The sequence below is a fragment of the Ignavibacterium sp. genome, from assembly GCF_025998815.1.
GTDB lineage: Bacteria > Bacteroidota > Ignavibacteria > Ignavibacteriales > Ignavibacteriaceae > Ignavibacterium.
The window spans coordinates 3167765-3192683 of record NZ_AP026678.1; the positions used below are offsets into that span (position 1 = coordinate 3167765).

The following is a 24919-nucleotide window of genomic DNA, read 5'->3' on the forward strand; positions in this document are numbered from 1 at the left end:
GGTTAAATCTGGAATTACATTGTATAACTAAAATCAGAGGTACTAAAATGATCACAAAAGAAAGAAAGCTCGAAATAATTAAAAAGTTCGGCAAAGATGAAAAAGATTCAGGAAGACCTGAAGTTCAGATTGCTCTTTTAACAGAGCGAATCAATGACCTCACAAGTCATTTTGAATCTCATAAAAAAGACCATCACTCAAGAAGAGGATTGATGATGATGGTTGGTAAAAGAAGAAGATTGCTCGATTATCTGATGAAGAAAGACATCGAGAGATACAGAGCAATTATTAAAGAATTAAACATAAGAAAGTAAAAAAACTATTATGGCTATTATTAAAAAAGAAGTTGAAATTGGCGGTAAGTTATTTTCAATTGAAACAGGTCGTTATGCAAGACAGGCAAACGGCGCTGTTATGGTTCGCTACGGAGATACAATGGTGCTTGTTACCGCTGTTGCTTCTGAAGATGTAAAAGATGATCAGGATTTCTTTCCTTTGCAGGTTGAGTATCGTGAAAAAACTTCTGCAGCCGGAAAAATTCCGGGTGGGTATATTAAAAGAGAAGGAAGACCAACCGAAAAAGAAATCCTTAGTGCAAGACTTTGCGACCGTCCGATAAGACCACTGTTTCCTAAAAACTTTATGAATGAAACTCAGGTTATTGCAATGGTTTTATCGTATGATGGTGAAAATGATGCAGATGTGCTTGCAGCTTGCGGTGCTTCGGCAGCATTGACAATCTCCGACATCCCGTTTGACGGACCGATGGGTGAAGTTCGTGTTGGAAGAGTTGATGGACAGTTTGTAATAAACCCAACTCATCAGCAGCTTGAAGTAAGTGATATGGAACTTGTTGTTGCTGGCACAAGCGATTCGATTATGATGGTTGAAGGTGAAGCAAAAGAATTAAGTGAATCTGAAATGCTTGAAGCGTTGAGATTTGCTCAGACTGAAATCAGGAAGATTGTTGAAATTCAACTCGAGCTTCAGAAAGAAGCTGGAAAACAAAAATGGGTTGTTCCGGAAAAAGTTATTGATGAAAATCTTAAAAACGATGTCAATGAACTCGCATTAGAAAAATTAAAATCAATCGTTTATTCAGTTCTTACCAAAGAAGAACGTTCAGCTAAGAATAAAGAACTCGCTGAGTTTGTTAAGACTTCTCTGGCTGAAAAATATCCTGAGCAGGAAAAAGTTATTGCTGAACTACTTCATGATATGGAAAAAGAACTGATGCGTCAGCGAATTCTTACTGAAGGAATCAGACTTGATGGAAGAAAAACAACTGATATAAGACCAATTACAATTGAAACATCGTTGCTTCCGAGAACTCACGGTTCAGCATTATTCACAAGAGGTGAAACTCAAAGCTTAACTACTGTGACACTCGGAACAAAAAACGATGAACAATTAGTAGATGGTTTGCTTCAGGAATACACAAAAAAATTCATGTTGCATTATAACTTCCCACCATTTTCTGTTGGTGAAGTTGGAAGATTAACCGGAGTAAGCAGAAGAGAGATTGGTCACGGAAATCTTGCTGAAAGATCTCTCAAACAGGTTTTTCCTTCCGAAGATGTTTTCCCTTACACAGTTCGGGTAATTTCCGATATTCTTGAATCGAACGGATCATCTTCAATGGCAACTGTTTGTGCTGGTTCACTTGCAATGATGGATGCTGGAATTCCGATTAAAGCTGCAGTTTCTGGTATTGCAATGGGACTTGTTAAAGAAGGAGAGCAATATGCAATCCTTTCAGATATTCTTGGGAATGAAGATCATCTTGGTGATATGGATTTCAAAGTTGCCGGCACATCAAAAGGAATTACCGGGCTTCAAATGGATATCAAGATTCAGGGAATTTCTTTTGAGATAATGGAGAAAGCATTGGCTCAGGCAAAAGAAGGACGAATGAAAATTCTTGAAATAATGAATCAGGCAATTTCAGAACCTCGTCCACATCTTTCACCTTATGCACCAAGATTAATTACAATGAAAATTGATACTGACCAGATTGGATTGGTTATTGGTCCTGGCGGAAAAACAATTCAGGGAATGCAAAGATTATTCGGAGTTGAAATTGTAATTGATGAAGACGGAACAGTTAACATTGCTTCTCCAAACAGAGAGAATGCACAGAAGTGCAAAGAATATATCAAAAAGCTAACAGCTACTCCTGAAGTCGGGGAAGTATATGAAGGTGTTGTGACAAAAATTATGGACTTCGGTGCATTTGTAGAAATCCTTCCGGGCAAAGAAGGATTGCTTCACATTTCACAAATTGATAATAAACGTGTAAATAAAGTAACAGATTACTTTAAAGTTGGTGATAAAGTACTTGTTAAGCTGATGAAGATTGAAGATGGTAAATTATCTTTAAGTCGTAAAGAAGTGCTTAACAATTCAGAAGAGAATAAACAAAAAGAAAAACAACAATAATAATTCAAAATGAAGCCGGCATTGTGTCGGCTTCAGTTAAAATACAGATGAATCCAAACGCATTAAACAGGTTTTTAAATTTCATATCAGGTTTCTATGAGAATCTGATGTTTCTGATTTTATCGGAAGTTAAACAGGAATCATCTGTTGTTATGACGAAAAGAATTTTTCCTGTTACAAAAACAAAGTTTTTATTTTATGATAAAAGAGATTATAATCAATTCATCTTCAAACCAGACTCGTGTTGCTATCACGGAAGATGGAAACTTAGTAGACTTCTTTGTAGATTATCCTGAAAACAGAAGAATGGTGGGGGATATTTACCTTGGTAGAATTGCAAGAGTTTTACCTGGTATCCGTGCAGCATTTATAAACATCGGAATGAAGCACGATGCTTTCCTACATTTCTCAGATATTGGTCAAAGAACTCAGCAACTTCAGAGTATGCTTGATGAAGATGATCGTGATATAGATGACGAAGACGATGACGAATCGGAAAATCATTCAAATCATTCAAATGGTGAAAATAATCATCAGACTTTCCCGCCAAGATTAAAAAAAGGACAGAACATTCTTGTCCAGATAGCCAAAGAACCTGTTGAAGGGAAAGGTGTCAGAGTTACCTCTTCAATTTCTCTTCCCGGTAGGTTTTGTGTGCTTCTTCCTTTTGATAATAAAATCGGAATCTCCAAAAAAATTACTGACTTCAAAGAACGCAGAAGATTAAAACATATTGCTAGAAGTATCATTCCTAAAAATTGTGGATTGATAATAAGAACGGTAGCTAAAGACCAACCTGAAGAACTTCTTCGTGAAGATTTAAATCATCTTGTAAGAACCTGGAACAGAATTCAACAGGCAGCAAAAAACGAAGAACCACCTGCACTTGTGCATCAGGACTTATCTACAACTGAAAGTGTTATCAGAGATTTACTTACACCAGATGTCTCAAAAGTTTTTATTGATTCAAAAAAACTTTACAGGCAAATCAAAAATTTTGTGCAGGACTTTCAACCTGAACTCACCGAAAAGATTGAATTGTATAAATCTCCGCAACCAATATTTGAAGCGTTCAAAATCGAAGAGCAGATTAAAACTTTATTGGGAAGAAAAGTTCCTTTACCAAGTGGTGGTTATCTTATCATCGAACATACAGAAGCAATGGTTGTAATTGATGTTAACAGCGGAAAGTATGCTAAAAATCTTGAGCAGGAACTTAATTCACTTAAAACTGACCTTGAAGCTGCAAGAGAAATTGCTCGTCAGTTAAGATTAAGAGATATTGGTGGAATTATTGTCGTTGATTTTATTGATCTTGAAGATGAGCGAAATAAAAAGAAAGTTTACGATGAACTTAAAAAAGAATTTCGCAAAGACAGGGCAAAAGTATCGCTTCTACCGATGTCGGATTTTGGTTTGATTGAAATTACACGACAGCGAATCAGACAAAATATTATGCAGGCGATGAAAGATGTTTGTCCTGTATGTGGTGGAAGCGGATTCGTAACAAAAGGTTCTCATCTTGTTTATGATTTGGAAAAATGGTTAAAGAAATTCCGTCTTAATTCCAAAGAATTCAGTTTGATAATTAAATGTCATCCTGCCGATGCAGAGCGATTAAAAGGCGGCAAATTGGGACTGCTTACTAAGTTACAATTAAAATATTTTGTTAAACTTAAATTAGAAGAAGATACTTCAGTTCCTGTCGGAAGCTTTAAATTTTACTCGAAGAAAACCGGCAATGATTTAACAGATTTATTCAAATAACAAACAAGGAGTTTGATATGAAATTTTTTATAGACACTGCCAATATTAATGAAATTAAAGAAGCCGCTGCCTTAGGAATTCTTGATGGTGTAACAACCAATCCTTCTCTTGTTTCAAAAGAAGGAAAAGATTTCAGAAAACTGCTTGATGAAATTCTTGCTCTTGTTGATGGTCCTGTTAGTGCAGAGGTTATTTCAACTGATTATGATGGAATTCTTAAAGAAGCCAGAGAGTATGCTGCTATTCATCGCAACATAGTTGTGAAAGTTCCGTTGATAAAAGAAGGGCTTAAAGCTGTTAAAACACTTACTGCCGAAGGAATCAAAACGAATGTAACTTTATGTTTCTCACCTTCACAGGCATTGCTTGCTGCGAAAGCAGGTGCGACTTACATAAGTCCTTTTGTTGGACGACTTGATGATGTTAGTACCAGTGGAATGGAACTGATTTCTCAGATAGTTCAGATTTACAGAAATTACGATTATAAAACTCAGGTACTTGTTGCAAGTATTCGTCATCCATTGCATGTGGTTGAAGCCGCGTTAATTGGTGCAGATGTTTGTACAATGCCTTTTAATGTTATTGATAAACTTTTCAATCATCCTTTAACTGATATTGGTCTTGAAAAGTTTTTAAGCGATTGGAAAAAAACTCAAAACAAAAAATAATCTCAGGAAATTTTTATGAAACGAACAAAATTCTATAACATTCACAAAAAACTTAACGCGAAGATTGTTGAGTTTGCCGGATTCGAAATGCCAATTCAATATTCATCAATTATTCAGGAACATAAAGCTGTTCGTCATAGTGTCGGAGTTTTTGATGTTTCACATATGGGTGAAATTTTTATAAGAGGAAAGCAGGCATTGGATTTCGTTCAATACATCACTGTTAATGATGCTTCAAAACTTTTTCCTGGAAGAGTTCAGTATTCTGCAATGTGTTATGATGATGGTGGAATAGTTGATGATTTGTTGGTTTATAAAATTTCTGATGACGAGTTTCTTCTGGTCGTAAATGCATCGAACATTCAGAAAGATTTTGAATGGATGAATAAGAATAACAAGTTCGGTGTTGAAATAATAAATCGCAGCGATGATTTTTCTCTGCTTGCAGTTCAGGGTCCTGATTCACTTAAAACACTTCAGAAAATTGCTGACATAGAAATTGACCTCGAGTATTATCATTTTACAAAAATGAAAATCGCCGGAGTTGAAATGATTGTTTCAAGAACCGGCTACACAGGTGAGCTTGGTTATGAACTTTATTTTGAAGGTGATGAAGCAATTGCCGAAAAAGTCTGGAATGCAGTATTTGAAGCCGGAAAAGAATTTAATATTCAGCCCGTTGGATTAGGTGCCCGCGATACGTTAAGATTAGAAATGGGTTATTGTCTTTATGGAAATGACATTGATCAAACTACAAATCCACTTGAAGCCGGACTTGGTTGGATAACAAAACTTAATAAATCTGACTTCGTGGGTAAAAATGCATTATTAAAAGCAAAGGAAAATATTACAAGAAAACTTGTTGCAATGATTTCAGAAGAAAAAACATTTCCAAGACACGGATATGATATTTCGGCAAACGGAAAAAAGATTGGACATATAACGAGTGGAACAGTAAGTCCGGTTCTTGATAAACCAATTGCTCTTGGATATGTTGAAAAGGATTTTTCCGCAGTAGATACAGAAGTTAATTTTGTAGTAAGAGGAAAAGATTTTCCTGCAAAAGTTGTTAAACTTCCATTTGTAAAAAAATAGTTTTCTATGAAGGTCAATGTTCTTTTTTCTCCGATAGTTGCTGATGAACTTTACTTTACTGGCAAAACCACAGTTGTGATTGATGTTTTGCGTGCTTCATCAACTATTATAACGGCTTTGAATAATGGTGCAAAAGAAGTTGTTCCGGTTGGTACAATTGAATTTGCAGTTAAAGTTTCAGGTGGAATGTTTGGAGGACAAACTTTGCTCGGTGGCGAACGTAACACAAAAAAAATTGAGGGTTTCGCACTTGGTAATTCGCCTTTAGAGTACGAAGAAAAAATTGTTAACGGAAAATCAATTGTATTTTATACAACAAACGGAACCAAAGCACTTACTAAAGCTAAATTTTCTGAGAACCTTTTTGTTTGTTCTTTTCTTAATCTTAGTACTGTTGCAAAACATCTTGTATCATTGAAAAAGAATGTTGAAATTATCTGCGCAGGAAGAAATAATTTCTTTTCTCTAGAAGATACTGTTTGTGCCGGTAAGCTTGTTTCGGAAATTTTGTCTTTAGAGCCAGAAGTAGAAATTAATGATTCAGTTGCAGCTTCATTAGCATTGAATGATAAATATGGAAGCGACTTGCTAAAAATGTTAAACGAAAGTGATCACGGCAAACTTTTATTAGAAAATGGTTTTGAAGAAGATATTAATTACTGTTCGCAATTAAATATTTACAACACTATTCCGTATTATGTTAATGGTGTTCTTAAGTTAATGAAAGAAATTGATTAGAACTTCTGAATTAATTTGATTTTCTATTTATCCGATTGTCCATAAAAAATGAAAAAGAAAAAATCAGTAAAAGAAACAAACGGTAATGCAAAGGAGCGTGAGTATTTTTCCTTTTCACCGGAAAAGAAAAATAAAATTCTCGGCTTGTTTCTTATGCTGTTATCAGTTTTTCTTTTAGTTGCTATAGTAACTTTTAATAGAGCCGATGAAGCAAATCTTACTTTTCTCTTTGATGATGTTTACAATTCTTTCGAACAAAATTTAGAAATTCATAACTGGCTTGGAGTTGTTGGAGCACACATTTCACTTTTTCTTATCAAAGCCACACTGGGATATTTTTCAATAGTTTTTCCTGTATTACTTTTTATTTGGGGCACACTTTATTTCAAAAAGTACGATAAGAAAAAAGTTATTCACATCTTTAATTTCCTTCTGATCAGCGCAATTATACTTTCATCATTCTTTGGATTGTTGAGGTCACATTATGAAATGATTCAGGGGATCTATGAATTGTCGGGATTTGTTGGTGATTTTATCGGCGCTTTTCTTGGCAGAACTTTCGGAGGGTTGGGCAGCATTCTGATTCTCGTTCTTGCATCATCAGTGCTATTGATTTATGCTTTCGATGTTAAGATTGAAGAACTTTTAAGGAGATTAAAAAATCTTGCAATCTATCTGTTCAATCTGTTTACAAAAGAAAAAGAAGCTGAAGCAGAAATAAAACCTGAATTAAAAGATGATAATCTTGAAAAGATTAAAAAGATTACCTCTGAAAAGAAAAAGAAAAAAGTAAAAGAAGAAAAAGAAGAAGTCACTGCAGCACAATTGATGGAAGAGGAAGCTGAAGAGCAAACAAGAATAAGAATTATCAAGAAAGATGAAACACCACAGCAAATTCCCGAAAACGAAGTTATTAAAGAAGAAGTTAAAAAAGTTGATATAGAAAAAACCGGAGAACTTCCGAAGAAAGAAGATAATCAGACAGATGAATCAACTCTTCCGAATCAGTGGGAAGAAAAAATTGAATATAAAATGCCCGGACTCGATTTACTTGATCCGATTCCTGAAGAAAATTACAAAGTTGCTGAAGAAGAACTTACACGAAATGCAGAACTGCTAAAAGACAAACTGAAACTTTTTGACATCGAAATAAAAGATATTTCAGTTACTCCAGGACCTGTTGTTACTCTTTATGAAATTGTTCCGGCTCCGGGAGTTAAGATAAGCCGTATCGTTGGACTTGAGAATGATATTGCACTTGCACTTGCTGCCAAAGGAATAAGAATTATTGCTCCTATTCCTGGTAAAAGTGCAATTGGAGTTGAGATTCCAAATGCCCAGGCATCAATGGTTAATGCAAGATCAGTTCTTGGAAAAATCGGTGATACCAAAGCTGAATTACCAATTGCGCTCGGTAAAACAATCAGCGGTGATGTTTATGTTGCTGATTTGTCAAAGATGCCACACTTGTTAATTGCCGGATCCACAGGTTCCGGTAAAAGTGTTGGTATAAATATGATTATCACAAGTTTACTTTATACCAAACATCCATCGGAAGTTAAATTCTGTCTTGTCGATCCGAAAAAGATTGAGCTTTCATTCTACAATAAATTAAGAAGACATTATCTTGCTGCTTCACCGGACTTAAACGAAGAAATAATAACAGAACCACAAAATGCAGTGTTGATGTTGAAAGCAGTTGAATATGAAATGGAAAGAAGATATGATAAACTTTCAAAAGCAGCAGTAAGAAACATTGTTGATTATAACAAGAAAGTTTCCGATCCTGCAACAAAACCAAAAGACACTGAAACGATGAAGCATTATCCATTGCCATATATCATTGTTATTGTAGATGAACTTGCGGATTTGATGATTACTGCAGGAAGAGAAGTTGAAGAACCAATTACTCGTTTAGCTCAATTGGCACGTGCAGTAGGAATTCATCTTGTGCTTGCAACTCAAAGACCTTCTGTTAATGTTATCACTGGTGTTATTAAAGCAAATTTCTCAGCACGAATCGCTTATCAGGTTGCTACTAAAATTGATTCAAGAACTATTCTCGATATGAATGGTGCCGAACAACTTCTTGGAAGAGGTGATATGTTGTTTCTTCCAACGGGTTCTCCAAAACCGATTAGAATTCAGAATGCATTTATCTCAACGGAAGAAGTAGAACGAATCACTAATTATATTTATTCGCAGCCGGCATTTTCAAAACCATATCAATTGCCATCATTGTATGATAAAAAGAAAAGTGCTGCTTCAAGTTTTGCTGATGACCTTGATGAAAGATTTGAAGAAGCTGCAAGAATTATTGTAAGATATCAGCAAGGTTCAGTTTCATTTCTCCAAAGAAAATTGCAACTTGGCTATTCCCGTGCAGCAAGAATAATGGATCAGCTTGAAGAAGCGGGAATTGTTGGTCCGAATGACGGTAGTAAAGCAAGAACAATTTTAGTTGAAAATGAAGAACAACTTGAAACAATTTTAAGAACGTTATAGTCCAAAGAGTTAAAAAAGGAATGATGATGAAAAAAATAGTTGTAGCGGTTATTGTAGCTGTGTTCAGCGTGTTAAGTTATTCTCAATCAGATGCAAATTCTATTTTAAGAGAATTGCAGAATAAATATAACTCAATATCAGATTTGTCTGTTGATTATTCACAAAACGCTGGTGGAAAAGTTATTCTTTCAGGTAAAATAATTTTTAAGAAAGAAAACAAATACCGTATTGAAAATAAAAATCAGGTAATCGGAAGTGATGGAAATTCTGCCTGGAATTACAACGCATCCCAGAAAAAATATGTAATCACGAATTACGACAGTGAGAATAATTCAATATACTCGATTAACTATCTTGTTTATCAGTTACCGAATGAGTGCATTCTCTCGGCTCGAAGTGAAGGTAATGTAAAGGTACTTGAGCTAACACCAAAAACAACAAATCTTCAGTTCAGGAAGATTGATTTATGGATAAACTCAGATAATCTTATTCAAAAAATTGTTCTCAGTGATTATAACAATAATACAAATGAAATCAATCTGAGTAACTACAAGCTGAATCAAAAGATTTCTGATTCCTTATTCTCATTCAATCCACCCGAAGGAACCAAAATAATTGACCTCAGATAAATCAAAAAAAATATTGTCGTTCAGAAGTTTTCTTAATTACTTCCTTTCATTTTTGCTTGCGGTGATTTTTCTTTATATCGCTTTTCACGATGTTGATTTTGATGAAGTTCTTGAGATTGCCAGTAATGCAAATCTTTTCTGGATGATAATTTTTATCTCACTATTCTATCTTGGCCATTTACTTCGCGCCTACAGATGGAAGTTTATTCTTCTGTCAGTAAAACCGGATACAAAATTTTCTCATCTCTTCGGTTCACTTATGATTGGTTATGGAGTAAACTGCATTACGCCAAAACTTGGTGAAGTAACCAGAGCAGTATTATTCGGAAGGTGGGAAGGTCTTTCCCGTTCATCAATGTTTGGAACGGTTATACTTGAAAGAATTATTGATATAATAGCTTTAGCTTCTTCGGTTTTGATTGCAATCATAATATCAACGGAAAATATCCGTGAAAGTTTTCCTTGGCTTCTTACAACACTTTATGTTTCAGCCGTTTTGATATTCATATTCATTTTATTTCTTTATTTCATTTTAAGGTATGAAGAAAAATTTTCTAAATGGATAATAAAACTTTTAAATCGGTTTTCTCATTCAATGGCTGACAAAGTTGCTTATATCTTTTCTATGCTTACACAAGGGTTTTTCAGTCTTAAAGGAAGAAAAAATTATTACATAACTTTTCTGCTTTCAGCATTGATAATTATAGTTTATGCTCTTACTTCCTATGTCGGATTGCTGATGTTAAATATGCAACATATTCAACCGGTTACATTCACAATGGGTTGGGTTCTGATGAGTATCAGTTCAATCGGAGTAATAATCCCAACTCCGGGCAGCACAGGGTCATATCACACATTGGCAAAATCAACTTTAGTTCTTCTTTATGGATTTAGCGAAACAGTAAGTGCAGCTTATGCATTTTTAACTCACATCATATCTTACATTTTATTTATCTTAACATCAGTGGTCATATACTTTCTGTTTTACAAAAAGAACCACTCGCTTGCAGAAATCTCGAAAAGTCAGATTGAGGAATTATGAAATTAAAGAGAGTTTTTTTTATTGTAATAATTTTCTATTCAAATGTTTTTCTCAGTGCTCAGCAAAACCAACTTCGTGCAAGTATGGGAATTGATTTTATTAATACTCCTTCTCTCATTGATTATATCAATCAAAGCAATTTTGCTTCTGATGGAAGTCAGTTACCGACTTTTAATACCGCAGTTAATTTTTCCGGAGAGTATGGAAGACTACTAAACGATAACTTTCAGCTTTCATTTGAACTGGCTTATCTGATTTATTCTTATAATGCAAGTAACATCAATGGTAGATATGATATTTCTTATGATTTAATGATGCCTTCAGTTCTTGCGTTTTATGTGTTAAGTGGGCGAGGTTATAACTTTAAATTTGGTGGTGGTGCTGGTTTAAGATTCATTTCAGTTGATGAAACATTACCGGCTTCAGCAAGGTCAGATAAATATACTTCAACAGGATTTGGTGCAATAATTCGCGCAGAAGGAAATACATTACTGAGTGGAAATGTATATGCAAATGTTATTGCTGATATAAGATATGATTTAAATGGAGAACCAAGCGGAAATCCAGGTAATCTGCGTAATAATGTTCTTAATGAAAATGTAAATTTCAATTCGCTTTCAGTTGGAATCAAACTGGGAGTTTCATATTTCTTTTAGGAGGTTTTATTGAATTTTCTTGATGCAGCTTTTCTAGGGCTTATCCAGGGCTTAACTGAATTTTTACCAATCAGCTCAACAGGGCACTTAACACTTGCAGGAAAATTACTTAATCTAATTTCAGAAGAACATCCTGAACATTGGACAGCTTTTATTGCAGTAATACAATTAGGAACATTGCTGGCTGTATTGATTTATTTTTTTAATGACCTGATTGCAATTGTAAGGGATTTTGTAAATGATAATCTTATTAACAGAAAAAAATTTATCAGTCAGAATTTAAATTCAAAGTTAGGTTGGTTAATTATAGTTGGAACAATTCCGATTGTAGTAATTGGATTATTATTCAAAGATCAGATTGAAGGTGCGTTTACAAAAAATCTTTATGTAATTTCATCAAGTCTGATTATTCTGGCTCTTATTTTATTTGTTGCAGAAAAAATTTCGCGGTTTAAAAAAGATATAAGTGATGTCACAGTCTTTGATTCTATTATGATAGGAATTGCGCAGGCAGTTTCTTTGATTCCAGGTTCATCAAGATCGGGAACAACCATTACGGCCGGTTTATTCCTTGGATTAAAGCGTGATGTTGCTGCCAGATTTTCTTTTTTATTAAGTGTGCCCGCTGTGCTAGCAAGTGGCTTACTTCAATTATATGAAGCATCATCTTTTATTAATAATGCAATGATTTTAAATATGATAATTGCAACAATTGTAAGTGCTGTAAGCGGATACATTGCAATAGATTTTTTAATAAAGTTCCTTAAAAAAAATTCCACAATGGTTTTTATAATTTACCGGATAATTTTAGGCATATCTATTTTAATCTTAATATCGCAAAATATAATTAAACCATAAGGAGGTCAGATGAAAAAAATAATTTTTGCTCTTGTTTTAATTTTTGTGGCAAATCAAATTTTATTTTCACAACAAAAAAAGGATAAAAAGAAAATGGTTGACTCAATGACTGTTGCAATTATTCAGACTAATATGGGAACAATTGAACTTGAATTATTTGCGGATAAAACTCCTAAAACTGTTGAGAACTTTGTTGGTCTTGCAAATAAAGGTTATTACAACGGTGTGATATTTCACAGAGTTATTGATAATTTTATGATTCAGGGCGGTGACCCAACAGGAACAGGAAGAGGCGGACAAAGTTTGTGGGGCGGAAAATTTGAAGATGAGTTTGTTCCTGAACTTAAACACGATAGCGAAGGTATTCTTTCAATGGCTAATGCCGGACCAAATACAAATGGTAGTCAGTTTTTCATCACACTTGTTCCAACTCCCTGGCTCGATGGCAGACATACCGTATTTGGAAAAGTAATTAAAGGAATGGATGTAGTAAAAGCAATTGGTAAGGTTCCGAGAAATCAGCAAGACAGACCGTTGAAAGATGTTGTAATGGAAAAGGTAACGATTGAAAAAAGACCGAAGCAAGCTCCAAAGAAATAATCATACTTAAAAAAGATTGTAAGAATGAAGCAACAGGAATTTTTCTCAACACGATGGGCGTTAATTATTTCTGTTCTCGGAATCGCTGTTGGTACAGGTAATATCTGGCGTTTCTCGAGAGTTGTTGCTCAGAACGGCGGAGGTTCATTTCTTATTCCGTGGGTAATTTTTCTGTTGCTTTGGTCAGTGCCTTTAATAATTGCAGAGTTTGCAATTGGAAAATATAGTCGGCTAGGTCCAATCGGTGCGATGGGGAAAATTGCCGGAAAAAATTTTTCCTGGATGGGAGCCTTTATTGTTATGGTCGCAACCGGAATAATGTTTTATTATTCCGTTGTAACCGGTTGGTGTCTCAGATATTTCCTTTCTGCGGCTTCCGGAAATCTGATGCAGGTGGATAACCATCTTGATTACTGGAATCAATTTGCTTCCGGTTATCTTCCTTTGGTTTTTCATCTGATTGCAATTGGAATTGTCTCTTTTGTGGTATTCAGGGGAATCACAAACGGAATAGAAAAGTTTTCCAAAGTACTTGTTCCAACTCTGCTGATTATTTTATTTGGATTATTTGTTCGTGCAATTACACTTCCCGGTGCAATTGAAGGAATAAAATATTTTTTTACTCCGGATTTAAACATCATACTCGATTATAAAGTCTGGTTGAATGCTCTGACACAAAATGCCTGGGACACAGGTGCCGGTTGGGGTTTGATTATGACTTATGCAATTTATATGCGGCATAAAGAAGATATTTCTCTGAATGCTTCATTAATTGCTTTTGGAAATAATAGTATCTCACTTGTGGCAGGCATAACAATTTTCTCTACAGTCTTTGCACTTAGTACTGTTGATGGAAATTCGAATGCTTTGCAACAAATTTCTCAGAGCGGACCAGCAAATACAGGTTTAACTTTTATTTATCTTCCTAAATTATTCGGGCAATTATCAGAAAGTGTTTTTATCAATTCCATCTTTGCATCAGCATTTTTTCTTGCTTTGTTTTTTGCAGCTCTCACATCTCTTATTTCGATGGTTGAACTTGCAACCAGAACGCTAATTGATTTTGGTGTTGGAAGAAGAAAAGCAATCATCTTTGTTTCAGTAATTGCATTTTTATTTGGATTGCCTTCAGCAATAAATATGGACTTTTTGATTAATCAGGATTGGGTTTGGGGAGTTGGACTTTTATTGAGCGGTGCTTTTATAGCTTTTGCAATAATTAAGTTTGGAGTAAACAGATTCAGAAATGAAGTTATTAACGGAATCGGAAGTGATGTTAAAATTGGTAAGTGGTATAATATTGTTATAAAATATTTGGTTCCAGTGCAGGTTATTGCCTTGGTGAGCTGGTGGTTAGTTTCTTCAGTATCGTGGGACCCTGAATGGTGGAATCCTTTCCACACAGAAAATGCTGGCACAGCATTATTCCAATGGTTGATTGTTATAACAGTCTTTTTAATTTTTAATAAGCGTATGTATCATAAAACCGTTGAGAATAATAAATGAGAATTGAAACTATCATCACAGCAGTTATTGTACTTAGTATTGTTTGGGGCGGATTGATTTATTTTATTCGCAGAGCATTATTTTATGAAAGACAGAAATCACTGAATGGCAAAGACTAAATTCTTATCAGTGTTTGATATTCCAAAAGATATTAAGACAAACGGTCTTAAACCAATTTATTATGTCTTTGGCGAAGACACATTCAGTTTTGATTATGCTAAATCTGTTATTGAAAAAGCAGTAACACCGCTTCTTGCTTCAGAGTTTGACAAAGAAACTTACTACGGTAGTAAAAATTCTTTTACAGAAATTTTATCCGCTGCATCAACTTTTCCTTTTGGAGATGGTAAAAAATTTTTAATCGTAAAAAATGCTGAGAAACCAAAAGACAAAGACAAACTTGCTGAATATGCTGCGTCTCCTTCTGAGTTCACTGTTATATTACTTCTGCATGAAGGTTCTATAACAAAACCTGATTCTGAGCCGTATAAAACTCTTAACAAGTTAGGTGAGATATTTGAATCAAAAGAAATGAAAGGTGATGCTTTAGTTGAATGGGTTAAATCTTATGTTAAAGAAAATCAAAGAAATATTTCTGATGAGAACGCTCAGTTATTAATTGATATTGTTGGTGAAAATCGCTCTCTGATTGAATTACAGTTGGAGAAAATTTTTCTTTTCCTGAATGATAAAAAAGAAGTTACACTTGAAAGTATTCAACAACTTGCAACTGAATTAAAACAATTCAATATTTTTGATTTGATAAATTCAATTGGAAGAAAAGAAAAATCCAAAGCTCTGGAGATAGCTTTTAATCTTTATGAATCAGGTACTGATATGATTCAGATTATCGGAATGCTTAATCGTTACTTCAGTGCGCTTGCTAAGATTGATGAACTTAATGCATTAAAAATATCGGATCAGGAAGCAGCCAGAATTGTTGGTACTCATCCTTTCTATTATAAAAATTATGTTGAAGCCCGCAAAAGATACGATCTCAATGCTATTACAAATGCTTTCAGAGCTTTGTTTAATGCAGATCTTACTATTAAAACAAGTCCGCTGGATCAGAAAACAGTTCTTACAATGCTAATTGCAGAAATAATTCCGGATTGAAAGAATGAAAGGTTAAATGAATGATTGATTGAATGAGTGAATTGATGAGTTGTTGAATGATTGATTGAATGGATGAATCGGTGAATGATTGGATTAATACAGAAAGTAAAAATTATAATTTAGCGAGCTTATAATTTTTGAAAGCAAAATAAATTTCTTTAGCAGCAGTTTTGATTACTGTTGCGGTCGGAACAGCAAGCAACATTCCTAATAATCCAAATAACTGACTACCTGCTATAATCAAAAGGATAATTGCGATAGGATGCATATCAACACTCTTTGAAAAAACATAAGGTTGAACAACGCCATTATCAACTGTATAAGTCAGAGCCACAAGAAGAATTATTAACGGAATCTGAGATAGATCACCTATGTAAATAACAGATATAATCATTGCCGGAACACCACCGATAACCGGGCCGAAGTAAGGAATTAAATGACCAAGTCCGGCTATTACACCCAGAGGCAAAGCGTTAGGAATTCCGATAAACCAGAAACCAAATCCCAAAACAACACCGACAAAAGTAGCGTCAAAAATCCAACCGCGGACAAATCTGCCCAACTGCAAAGTAACTCTTTTCAAAATCCAGTAAGCCGGTTCAAAAAATTTATTTGGTGCAAGGTGAATTAATTCTCTCTTAATCTTATTGCTGTCTTTTAATAAGAAGAAAGAAATAAAAGGTACTATAACAAGTACGGCAACAATGGAGACCAATCCACTTACATATTCATAAAAATGAGAAACAGTATTTGCTAATTGAGACGATATAAAATTCTGAATTCGGTTCGAAATTTCGCCTTTACTAAAGAATGGAAATACTCTGAGAATTTTAGCTTCAAGAACTTTTAATTCTTCATTGAAAGAGAATCCTCTTAACGATGTTATCAATTGATCCATCTGATAAATTAATTTCGGAATTACTACCGACAGAGCAAGATAAATAATAAAACCAAAGGCGATAAATACAATCAAAGTGGAAAAAGTTCTGTTAATACCTTGTTCTTCCAGCTGATGAACAAATGGTTCAAGTATCAATGAAAGCAAAATTGATATCGCAAGAATTATGAAAATATCAATTATCAGATAAGCGAAATAAAGAAGTATTCCAATTGCAAGTATCAGAAGAAATGTTCTTGAAAATTTTTTAAGAACAGTTTCAGACATCAGACAGCCTCAATTCTTTTTATGCCCGGAACTTCACGCATCAAAGCTCTTTCAATGCCTGCTCTTAATGTCATAACAGAAAGAGGACATTGTTCACAAGCTCCGATTAAACGGACTTTGACAATTCCATCCTGACTGATTTCAACCAATTCAACATCTCCATTATCTGCCTGAAGAAATGGTCTGATAGAATTGAGAGCTTTTTGTAGTGAGCTTTCCGAAATCATTGTAATGAATGAAAATGTTCTGAAAAATAAATTGTTCTTATACGAAAAATAGCTAAATCCGGTTAAAGGTTAACCTGTCACTCAAAGTATAATTTCAATCTTATCATCCTGACTTGCATTACGGATATTCACTTGTTCAGTAAGTTTTCTGGAAATATCCATCATAATTTTTGCATATTCAGAATCAGGTTGATCATAAACCATCGGTGTTCCGTTATCTCCACCTTCTCTGATTCTTGGGTCAATTGGAATACCGCCAAGAAATTCAACTTTAAGTTCTTTGGAAATTCTTTCTCCACCACCGCTCCCGAAAATATCATATTTTTTTCCGGTGTCTGGTGCAATGAAGTAACTCATATTTTCAATTACTCCAAGCACCGGAACATTAACACGGTTGAACATCATTAAAGCTTTGCGGGCATCAATTAAAGATACTTCCTGCGGAGTAGTAACAATAACAGCTCCTGTTAAAGGAATTGTTTGAACTAAAGTCAATTGAATGTCGCCGGTTCCGGGAGGAAGATCAAAAATCAGATAATCAAGTTCACCCCATTCAACATCAGTCATGAATTGTTTAATTGCACCACTTGCCATCGGACCTCGCCAGATTATCGGCGCTTTATCATCAACGAGTACGCCGATTGAAATAAATTTAACACCATAATTTTCAAGCGGAAGCATTCGAACAGAATTTTCTGCCTGATAGACTTTTGGTTTGTCTTTAACACCAAGCATCAACGGAACACTTGGTCCATAAATATCTGCATCAATTAATCCGACCTTTGCGCCATCCTTAGCTAATGCGACTGCAAGATTAACGGCAACTGTACTTTTACCAACCCCACCTTTCCCACTTGCAACTGCAATAGTGTTTTTTACGCCCGGCAGAATTGCATCTTTCTTAGGGTCGTTATGCTTGGAAATGTTGGAAGAAATACTTCTCGTCTGCAATTCAATTTTTACTTTCTTTAACGACGGAAAATCCTTTTTTAATTGTTCTTCAAACTTTTGCTTTAACAGTTCCTGATTCGTTTGGGCAGCAAAAGACATTTTGATGTTTAATTCATCATCATTCACTTCAAGAGATTGAATAGAATTGAGTGTTAGAATGTTCGGATCGAATCCATCGAAATTTAATTTCTTTAGAGAACTTAGAATTGTACTTTTTGTAATATCACTCATTTAATTATCCCTTATTAAAATTTTCAATCAATATAACTTTTATAAATTAGAATTGGTTCAATTACTTATTTCGTATTGCTTTCTTAACCTGAGTAGTTTCTTTTGTAGCATAATTCATTAACCATTCCTGACTGTTTATTTTTGCAGCTCCATCTTGTGGCTTTACAAAATGATAACTTCCATCCGAATGAAGCTCTCTGGCTTTCACATTATCTTTCAGATAAACAGACAGAACATTATTGATTATATCATCTTTTAGTTTTTTATCTTCAACGGGAAAAGTTGTTTCTATTCTTCTGTCAAGATTTCTTTGCATCATATCAGCACTGCTAAGATATACTTCATCGTTTCCATCATTTTTGAAATAAAAAATTCTGCTGTGTTCAAGAAATCGTCCGACAATACTTCTTACTTGAATATTTTCACTTAAACCTTTAACACCGGGAACTAAACTACAAACTCCACGAACAATCAGATCAACTTTAACTCCTGCATTAGAAGCTTCGTACAAAGCTGCAATAATTGGCGGATCGACAAGCGAATTCATTTTCATTATTATGTGCGCGGGTTTCCCGGACTTTTTATTCGCAATTTCTCTTGCAATGAGTTTCAGAATTTTTTCACGGGTGTTAAGTGGAGATACAAAAAGTTTTCTGAATTCTTTTTGTTGTGAGTAACCTGTCAGATAATTAAAAACATCAGTTACATCACTGCAGATTTCTTCGTCACAGGTGAACAGTCCAATGTCTGTATATAATTTTGCTGTAACCACATTGTAGTTGCCAGTGGAAAGATGAACATATCTTTTCACTCCATCGAATTCTTTTCTTACGATCAAAGTCATTTTTGCGTGAGTTTTTAATCCAACCAAACCATAAACAACATGCACACCTACTTTTTCCAATTCGCGAGCCCAATAAATATTATTCTCTTCATCAAATCTGGCTTTGAGTTCTACGAGCACAGCAACCTGTTTACCTCTGTCAGCGGCTTCAATCAAAGCTTTAACAATTGGTGAATCAGTTCCGACACGATAAAGAGTTTGCTTGATTGCAAGTACATCCGGATCTTCAGCGGCTTTTTTTATGAAGTCAACCACAGGTGTAAAAGAATGAAAAGGATGATGAAGCAATATATCACGCTGACGAATTACTGAGAATAAATCTTCTTCTTCATTCAGCTCTTTTGGTATAACAGGATAGAAAGGTTTTTCTTTAAGATGATGGACAGGAAGTTTATAAAGAATCATAACATCACTCAAACCCAGCGGACCGTCAAACTGATGAACATCATCTTTTGTAATCTGAAGGTTTTCCATAAGTGTTTCAACCATAAAGTCAGGCATTTTTCCTTCAACTTCCAATCTTACCACATTCCCAAATCTTCTTTGTCTTATATTTTCCTCAATAACACTTAATAAATCATCTGCTTCATCTTCTTGTAATTCGATATCCGTATCCCGTGTAATTCTGAATTTATGAGTTTCAATTATTTCCATTCCCGGAAACAGAAGATGAATATTCGCTTTGATCAAATCACCAAGCCATACAAACCTTGCTTTAAATCCGCCGTTAACAGATTTTCTCTTGTTGGGTTCAAGTATATCATCAATCTGGAGTAAACGGGGAAGAATATTTGGAACCTTTACCCGGGCGAAATGATTTTCTCCGTTTGGTTTGCGGATCAGAACAGCCAGACTTAAACTTAAGTTTGAGATGTATGGAAAAGGTCTGCCAGGATCAAAAGCAAGCGGAGTTAAAACAGGGAAAATTTCTTTCTTAAAATACTCGGTCAGGATTTTTTGTTCTTCTTTTGAAAGCTCATCATAATCGTGAAGGATGATATTATTCTCTCTTAATGATGGAACAATGTTATTGGTCCAGAGATCATAAAGTTGTTTCAGTAATGGCTGAAGACATTTTTCAATTTTCTGCAATTGCTCTCTTGGAGTAAGTCCATCAATAGAAGGTTCAAGAACATTTGCAGCAATTTGCTCTTTTATTCCTGAAACACGAATCATGTAAAATTCATCAAGATTTGATGAGAAAATTGAAACGAACTTTACTTTTTCAAGCAATGGTAAATCAGGATTCAGAGCTTCCTGCAGAACCCTTCTGTTGAATTCAATCCAGCTTAAATCTCTGTTAATAAAGTTTTCTGGTTTACCGTATTTTTTCAATAATTCTTTGGCATTCATAGAAAGTTACTTTCACATCTGTTTGTAAATATAAATAAAATACTTTGCAGAAACTGTGGTGAAAAACAGATGCCATCAAGCATTATTTGAAAAGAAAATAATTAACCGGTTATTTTATTATTTCTTCCAAAAAGAAGGAGAGAAAATTACAAGAACTGTAAAAAGTTCAAGTCTTCCTATAAGCATCAGGAACGATAGGAGAATTTTCGCTAAATCAGGTAAGTGAGAGAAATTTGCAACCGGACCAACAGTCCCGATTCCAGGACCAACATTTCCAAGACAGGTTGCACTCGCTCCAATTGATGTAAGAAAATCCAGTCCCAATATTGAAAGTATTATTGATGAAAGTACAAATATCAATATGTAGAGAATGAAAAATGCCTGAACATTCGAGATAATTTCAGGAAGAATCGCTTTGCCATTTACTCTTACAGGAATAACTGCACGTGGATGAATTAATCTTTTTAATTCAAGAAATCCGTTTTTAAACAAGAGATAATGTCTTACAATTTTAATAGAGCCACCGGTTGAACCAGCACATCCACCGATAAACAGAAGAACAAAGAAAATCATTCTGGAAAAGATTGCCCAGCTTTCATAATCGGAAGAGACATAACCAGTTGTTGTAACTAGTGAAACGACATGAAATAACGATTGACGAAACTTTTCTTCCAATGAAAGATTCAAATGAGGATGATGTATTATCATGATTAGGATTGATGAAATAAGAATAAATAAAGAATAAGCTTTAAACTCATCATTTGTTTTAAGGAAGCTGAAATTTCTGTGAAGAGCGAAATAGTGCAGAGTAAAATTTGTTCCTGCAAGAAACATAAAAACAATAAAAATATATTGTATGAATGGACTTGAATAATATGCAGTGCTTGAATTCTTAGTTGAGAATCCTCCTGTAGCCAATGTTGTAAATGAATGATTTATTGCATCGAAAAAATTCATTCCGGCAATCACTAACAAAATTGTTTCAAGCGCTGTGAATATCACATAAATACCCCAAAGCCGTTTTGCAGTTTCTTTAACTCTCGGATGAAATTTATCTTTTGTAATTCCAGGTACTTCAGCAGCATAAAGTTGCATTCCGCCAATACCCAACAATGGAAGTATTGCAAGGGACAGAACGATTATCCCCATACCACCAATCCACTGAGTGATTGAGCGCCAGAATAGTAAGCCGTGGGGCAATGATTCAATATCAACAAGAATTGTTGCACCGGTTGTTGTAAAACCTGACATCACTTCAAAGAAAGCATCAACATAAGAGGTAATTGAACCGTGAATGACAAATGGAATTGCACCAAACAATGACATAACAACCCAACCCAAACTAACAATCAGATAACCTTCTCTTTTTCCGATATCAGTTCTGTCCGCATCTTTCGTTATAAACCAACCTAATAATCCGATGGCAGAGGTTATCACTCCGGAAAGTAACAGCACCAGGATATCATTATCCTGATAGTAGATTGAGAAAGGAATTCCGCTCATCATAAACACACCTGTTAAGATGAGCAGAAACGAGATTATGTTAAAGACTAGTTTGTAATTCAAAACTTATCTGAAATTATTTGAAGAATTTCTCGATCTTACTCACAGCTTCGGGCAAAGAGAACACAACAACTTTATCACCTGCATTAATCTTTGAATTTCCCAAAGCAATAAAGCTTTCGTTTTTTCTGATGTAGCCACCGATTAAAGCATCTTTCGGAAAATCTGAATCCGCAATAGTCTCTTCCGTAATTTTTGAACCGGGCTGAGCGACAAATTCCATTACTACTGCATCAATTCCTTCCAATGATGAGTAAGAAATTATTTCACCTTTCTTTATGAAACGTACAATATTATTTGCTGCAATAAGTTTTTTATTTATCAGTGAATCCAGTCCGATAGTTTGTGTAAGCGGTACATATTCTACTTTATCAACAAGTGCAATAACTTTTTTTACACCAAGATGTTTAGCCATCAGACAAGTGATGATATTAGTTTCCGCATCTTCTGTAACAGCAATGAATGCGTCAACATCAATAATTCCTTCCTGAGCAAGTAAATCAATATCTCTTCCATCACCTTGAATTACTAAAGTATTCGGAAGTTCATCAGCAAGTTCGAATGCCTTTTCAGGATTTGAATCAATAAGCTTTACAGTCATTTTATTACTTAGAAGCGACGCAACACGACGACCAATCTTTCCACCACCAAGGATCATTATGTTATCGAATTTTATGTTTTCTTTACCCGCAAGTTTAAGAACAGTTTCCAAAGCTTCTGATTTTGATATGACGAATATCTGATCATTCGGCAGAAATTTATCATTTCCTTTAGGAATTATCGTTCTGAAGTTTCTGTAAATAGCAACTACACGAAAATCAAATGAAGCATATTGTTTGCTTATCTCGGAAAGGGTTTTGTGAATTACAGGCGCATTCTTATCTAACTTTAAACCGATCACCTGAAGTTTGCCATTTTCAAATTCAATGATGTCAGTAGCTGCGGTTCTGTTGATGAGATTTACAGTTTCGAGTGCGGCTAGTTCTTCCGGATAAATCATAAAATCAATTCCCAACTCAGAAAAATTAACACCATGTCTTGGATTCAGATATTCAGCATTTGAAATCCTGGCAACAGTTTTTTTAGCCCCAAGTTTTTTTCCGATGATTGCTGTTGCGATGTTAACCTCTTCAGAAGAAGTGACTGCAACCAGAAGATCTGCTTTTTCAATCTGAGCTTGCTCAAGTATTTCTATAGAAGTTGATGAACCTTCAATTGTAAGAATATCTGCCATCTGATCAGTATAGTGAAGTCGATCGTGATCAAGATCGATTGCAACTATATCATTATTTTCACTTGATAATTGTTTGGCTAACTGATAACCAACATCACCCATCCCTGCAATAATAACTCGCATAATATATTTTCAAAATTTATTTCTTTGTTAATCAAAATTTAATTAACAACACATTAAAAACAATTGATTTATTCCGATTCTTAGAATTGTCGAATGTACTAATGATTATAACACTAAAACCAGAATTATTAAAAATTGATTTGCGGAATGGATGAATGACTTTTTAATTGAATGGCTGAATGAAAATTCTTTAATGTCATTTCGACCAGAAGGAGAAATCCTTCAACACAAATTAGCTGAACCAAAAACGAAAAAACTTTTGAATGAATGATTGAATGGATGGTTGAATGATTGAATGAGAATTCTTTAATATCATTTCGACTCCCATTTATCGGAGGAGAAATCTTTCTAAAATCCAATCCTTAATCAAAGTTTATTAAAATTAACTAAGTTGGTTATTATGAAAACGAACATTCCATACTTTGATTATCTAAAAAAGAAAAACCCTCTCATTCATAAGAACAAGAGGGTCTGTAAGGTTCAAATTATGAATTAAGCAGTTACATTTTCTTTCTGATAAATTTTCTGGAATTCTCTCGCTTTACGATTCTTCCAGACTCCTTTATGATAAGCATATCCAACAATTAAAGGCATTGCAATGGTTGCTTCGCTATAAACCATTTGCTCGTAAGTTGTGGAAACTTTTCCCCACGAGCTTGCTTCTTTTAATGTTGAACCTGAAAGAGCGCCGTCTCTTTCATCTGCAACTGTAATCTGAATTGCATATTTGTGCATATCAGCTTCTTCCATCAAAATATCTGCTGCAACCACAATATCCTGTGTAAAGTTTTTAGGAACTCCGCCACCAATCATAAATATTCCTGTTTCTTTGCTGTGAAGTTTAATCTTTGTCAGTTCATAAAAATCTTTTCCGGAATCAACTGCAACATGTTTTTCAGGATTGTTATGCTGATGAATAACTAAACCGAATCCTGCAGAGCAATCTGAGAAAGCTGGAATGAAAATCGGAACATTCTTTTTATAGCAAGCATATACTACGGAATCATCGCATTTCGGTCCGCCGTTTTCTTCGAGATACTTACCAAATTCCCACATAAATTCTCTTGATGAATATGCTTTGGGTTCCATACTATCAAAAATCTTTGCTGTAGTATCATCGCAGATTCGAAGCTCATCCTCATCGATGAATGTGTCATAGATTCTGTCAATGTGCAAATCTCTCAATTCATTATCATCAACCCATTTTGTTCCTTTGTAATGCTTGAAACCAAGCGCTTCAAAGAAATCCTGATCAACCATAATTGCACCGGTTGAAACAATTGCATCAACCATATTATTCATAACCATATCGTAAACAACTTTCTTTAATCCGGCACTGAATAAACTTCCTGCAAGAGTAAGAATAACAGCGCAGTTATCATCTTTGAGCATCATTTCATAAATTTTTGCAGCACGGTTCAGGTCGCGGGCAGAAAAAGCCATTTCGCCCATATCATCAACAAGTTTTACTACATTATGCTCTTTGATGTCAATATGTTTAACTACTTCTTTCAGGTAATCTTTTTTTGTTGCCATTTTTATCTCCCTATTAATTATTATTTTTTTGATAGATAAAATAATCTTTTTTAAATAGATTTACATTAAAAAG

The 24919-nt window shown here is 34.6% G+C and carries 22 protein-coding genes; 15 read left to right on the forward strand and 7 right to left on the reverse strand.

Annotated elements, in window-relative coordinates; genetic code table 11:
• Nucleotides 1-47 precede the first annotated feature (47 nt).
• The 15 genes from rpsO to holA all read left to right on the forward strand — a co-directional run bounded on the left by rpsO (nucleotide 48) and on the right by holA (nucleotide 15619).
• Nucleotides 48-314, forward strand: a complete 267-nt coding sequence (gene rpsO / locus Q0X14_RS13705; RefSeq protein WP_014559513.1) for a 30S ribosomal protein S15 — start codon at nucleotides 48-50, stop codon at nucleotides 312-314.
• Nucleotides 315-324: 10 nt separating this feature from the next.
• Complete coding sequence (gene pnp / locus Q0X14_RS13710; protein WP_297839769.1) at nucleotides 325-2439, forward strand: polyribonucleotide nucleotidyltransferase; 2115 nt, start codon at nucleotides 325-327, stop codon at nucleotides 2437-2439.
• A 198-nt stretch (nucleotides 2440-2637) separates the two neighbouring features.
• Nucleotides 2638-4206, forward strand: coding sequence for an Rne/Rng family ribonuclease (locus Q0X14_RS13715; protein ID WP_297839772.1), 1569 nt, complete (start codon nucleotides 2638-2640; stop codon nucleotides 4204-4206).
• A 17-nt stretch (nucleotides 4207-4223) separates the two neighbouring features.
• Nucleotides 4224-4874: a fructose-6-phosphate aldolase gene (gene fsa, locus Q0X14_RS13720; RefSeq protein WP_297839774.1), complete on the forward strand. Its 651-nt coding sequence runs from the start codon at nucleotides 4224-4226 to the stop codon at nucleotides 4872-4874.
• 15 nt (nucleotides 4875-4889) lie between these two features.
• A complete protein-coding gene (gcvT, locus tag Q0X14_RS13725) occupies nucleotides 4890-5969 on the forward strand; it encodes a glycine cleavage system aminomethyltransferase GcvT (RefSeq protein WP_297839777.1) in 1080 nt (359 codons plus the stop codon).
• 6 nt (nucleotides 5970-5975) lie between these two features.
• The gene (locus Q0X14_RS13730) at nucleotides 5976-6707 is read left to right on the forward strand and encodes a 2-phosphosulfolactate phosphatase (protein WP_297839780.1); all 732 of its coding nucleotides are present in this window, start codon (nucleotides 5976-5978) and stop codon (nucleotides 6705-6707) included.
• A gap of 48 nt (nucleotides 6708-6755) precedes the next feature.
• Nucleotides 6756-9212: a DNA translocase FtsK gene (locus Q0X14_RS13735; protein ID WP_297839783.1), complete on the forward strand. Its 2457-nt coding sequence runs from the start codon at nucleotides 6756-6758 to the stop codon at nucleotides 9210-9212.
• Nucleotides 9213-9238: 26 nt separating this feature from the next.
• Nucleotides 9239-9841 carry an outer membrane lipoprotein carrier protein LolA gene (locus tag Q0X14_RS13740; RefSeq protein WP_297839786.1) on the forward strand — a complete coding sequence of 201 codons (603 nt, stop codon included), beginning with the start codon at nucleotides 9239-9241 and terminating at the stop codon, nucleotides 9839-9841.
• Complete coding sequence (locus tag Q0X14_RS13745; RefSeq protein WP_297839788.1) at nucleotides 9828-10883, forward strand: lysylphosphatidylglycerol synthase transmembrane domain-containing protein; 1056 nt, start codon at nucleotides 9828-9830, stop codon at nucleotides 10881-10883. The genes Q0X14_RS13740 and Q0X14_RS13745 overlap by 14 nt, the downstream gene beginning before the upstream one ends.
• Complete coding sequence (locus Q0X14_RS13750; RefSeq protein ID WP_297839791.1) at nucleotides 10880-11539, forward strand: hypothetical protein; 660 nt, start codon at nucleotides 10880-10882, stop codon at nucleotides 11537-11539. The genes Q0X14_RS13745 and Q0X14_RS13750 overlap by 4 nt, the downstream gene beginning before the upstream one ends.
• A 9-nt stretch (nucleotides 11540-11548) precedes the next feature.
• Nucleotides 11549-12397 (forward strand): undecaprenyl-diphosphatase UppP, encoded by an 849-nt coding sequence (uppP, locus tag Q0X14_RS13755; protein WP_297839793.1) that lies wholly within the window; start codon nucleotides 11549-11551, stop codon nucleotides 12395-12397.
• 9 nt (nucleotides 12398-12406) lie between these two features.
• On the forward strand, nucleotides 12407-12997 hold the full coding sequence (locus Q0X14_RS13760) for a peptidylprolyl isomerase (RefSeq protein WP_297839797.1): 591 nt from the start codon (nucleotides 12407-12409) through the stop codon (nucleotides 12995-12997).
• A gap of 24 nt (nucleotides 12998-13021) precedes the next feature.
• Nucleotides 13022-14503 (forward strand): sodium-dependent transporter, encoded by a 1482-nt coding sequence (locus tag Q0X14_RS13765; RefSeq protein ID WP_297839800.1) that lies wholly within the window; start codon nucleotides 13022-13024, stop codon nucleotides 14501-14503.
• On the forward strand, nucleotides 14500-14622 hold the full coding sequence (locus Q0X14_RS13770) for a MetS family NSS transporter small subunit (RefSeq protein WP_297839803.1): 123 nt from the start codon (nucleotides 14500-14502) through the stop codon (nucleotides 14620-14622). The genes Q0X14_RS13765 and Q0X14_RS13770 overlap by 4 nt, the downstream gene beginning before the upstream one ends.
• Nucleotides 14609-15619 carry a DNA polymerase III subunit delta gene (holA, locus tag Q0X14_RS13775; RefSeq protein ID WP_297839806.1) on the forward strand — a complete coding sequence of 337 codons (1011 nt, stop codon included), beginning with the start codon at nucleotides 14609-14611 and terminating at the stop codon, nucleotides 15617-15619. Before Q0X14_RS13770 ends, holA begins: the two co-directional genes overlap by 14 nt.
• 112 nt (nucleotides 15620-15731) lie before the next feature.
• Here the strand turns inward: holA and Q0X14_RS13780 are convergent, their stop codons facing one another.
• The 7 genes from Q0X14_RS13780 to Q0X14_RS13810 all read right to left on the reverse strand — a co-directional run bounded on the left by Q0X14_RS13780 (nucleotide 15732) and on the right by Q0X14_RS13810 (nucleotide 24846).
• Complete coding sequence (locus tag Q0X14_RS13780) at nucleotides 15732-16784, reverse strand: AI-2E family transporter (protein WP_297839809.1); 1053 nt, start codon at nucleotides 16782-16784, stop codon at nucleotides 15732-15734.
• Nucleotides 16784-17011, reverse strand: a complete 228-nt coding sequence (locus Q0X14_RS13785) for a NifU family protein (RefSeq protein ID WP_297839812.1) — start codon at nucleotides 17009-17011, stop codon at nucleotides 16784-16786. The genes Q0X14_RS13780 and Q0X14_RS13785 overlap by 1 nt, the downstream gene beginning before the upstream one ends.
• Before the next feature lie 81 nt (nucleotides 17012-17092).
• Nucleotides 17093-18193, reverse strand: coding sequence for an iron-sulfur cluster carrier protein ApbC (gene apbC / locus Q0X14_RS13790; protein ID WP_297839814.1), 1101 nt, complete (start codon nucleotides 18191-18193; stop codon nucleotides 17093-17095).
• Between the two features lie 61 nt (nucleotides 18194-18254).
• A complete protein-coding gene (ppk1, locus tag Q0X14_RS13795; RefSeq protein WP_297839815.1) occupies nucleotides 18255-20390 on the reverse strand; it encodes a polyphosphate kinase 1 in 2136 nt (711 codons plus the stop codon).
• Between the two features lie 117 nt (nucleotides 20391-20507).
• Nucleotides 20508-21896, reverse strand: a complete 1389-nt coding sequence (locus Q0X14_RS13800) for a TrkH family potassium uptake protein (RefSeq protein WP_366522811.1) — start codon at nucleotides 21894-21896, stop codon at nucleotides 20508-20510.
• A gap of 73 nt (nucleotides 21897-21969) precedes the next feature.
• A complete protein-coding gene (gene trkA, locus Q0X14_RS13805; protein WP_297839820.1) occupies nucleotides 21970-23310 on the reverse strand; it encodes a Trk system potassium transporter TrkA in 1341 nt (446 codons plus the stop codon).
• Between the two features lie 492 nt (nucleotides 23311-23802).
• Nucleotides 23803-24846, reverse strand: coding sequence for a deoxyhypusine synthase (locus Q0X14_RS13810; protein ID WP_297839823.1), 1044 nt, complete (start codon nucleotides 24844-24846; stop codon nucleotides 23803-23805).
• Nucleotides 24847-24919: the final 73 nt, after the last annotated feature.

Excerpts from the sequence above, each read along its gene's own strand:
- fsa (WP_297839774.1), top strand. The coding sequence starts at position 4,224 with ATGAAATTTTTTATAGACACTGCCAATATTAATGAAATTAAAGAAGCC.
- holA (WP_297839806.1), top strand. The coding sequence starts at position 14,609 with ATGGCAAAGACTAAATTCTTATCAGTGTTTGATATTCCAAAAGATATT.
- rpsO (WP_014559513.1), top strand. The coding sequence starts at position 48 with ATGATCACAAAAGAAAGAAAGCTCGAAATAATTAAAAAGTTCGGCAAA.
- Q0X14_RS13800 (WP_366522811.1), bottom strand. The coding sequence starts at position 21,896 with ATGATGAGCGGAATTCCTTTCTCAATCTACTATCAGGATAATGATATC.
- Q0X14_RS13740 (WP_297839786.1), top strand. The coding sequence starts at position 9,239 with ATGAAAAAAATAGTTGTAGCGGTTATTGTAGCTGTGTTCAGCGTGTTA.
- Q0X14_RS13765 (WP_297839800.1), top strand. The coding sequence starts at position 13,022 with ATGAAGCAACAGGAATTTTTCTCAACACGATGGGCGTTAATTATTTCT.
- Q0X14_RS13785 (WP_297839812.1), bottom strand. The coding sequence starts at position 17,011 with ATGATTTCGGAAAGCTCACTACAAAAAGCTCTCAATTCTATCAGACCA.
- pnp (WP_297839769.1), top strand. The coding sequence starts at position 325 with ATGGCTATTATTAAAAAAGAAGTTGAAATTGGCGGTAAGTTATTTTCA.
- Q0X14_RS13735 (WP_297839783.1), top strand. The coding sequence starts at position 6,756 with ATGAAAAAGAAAAAATCAGTAAAAGAAACAAACGGTAATGCAAAGGAG.
- Q0X14_RS13770 (WP_297839803.1), top strand. The coding sequence starts at position 14,500 with ATGAGAATTGAAACTATCATCACAGCAGTTATTGTACTTAGTATTGTT.
- Q0X14_RS13715 (WP_297839772.1), top strand. The coding sequence starts at position 2,638 with ATGATAAAAGAGATTATAATCAATTCATCTTCAAACCAGACTCGTGTT.
- trkA (WP_297839820.1), bottom strand. The coding sequence starts at position 23,310 with ATGCGAGTTATTATTGCAGGGATGGGTGATGTTGGTTATCAGTTAGCC.
- Q0X14_RS13760 (WP_297839797.1), top strand. The coding sequence starts at position 12,407 with ATGAAAAAAATAATTTTTGCTCTTGTTTTAATTTTTGTGGCAAATCAA.
- Q0X14_RS13750 (WP_297839791.1), top strand. The coding sequence starts at position 10,880 with ATGAAATTAAAGAGAGTTTTTTTTATTGTAATAATTTTCTATTCAAAT.
- gcvT (WP_297839777.1), top strand. The coding sequence starts at position 4,890 with ATGAAACGAACAAAATTCTATAACATTCACAAAAAACTTAACGCGAAG.
- apbC (WP_297839814.1), bottom strand. The coding sequence starts at position 18,193 with ATGAGTGATATTACAAAAAGTACAATTCTAAGTTCTCTAAAGAAATTA.
- ppk1 (WP_297839815.1), bottom strand. The coding sequence starts at position 20,390 with ATGAATGCCAAAGAATTATTGAAAAAATACGGTAAACCAGAAAACTTT.
- Q0X14_RS13730 (WP_297839780.1), top strand. The coding sequence starts at position 5,976 with ATGAAGGTCAATGTTCTTTTTTCTCCGATAGTTGCTGATGAACTTTAC.
- Q0X14_RS13780 (WP_297839809.1), bottom strand. The coding sequence starts at position 16,784 with ATGTCTGAAACTGTTCTTAAAAAATTTTCAAGAACATTTCTTCTGATA.
- Q0X14_RS13810 (WP_297839823.1), bottom strand. The coding sequence starts at position 24,846 with ATGGCAACAAAAAAAGATTACCTGAAAGAAGTAGTTAAACATATTGAC.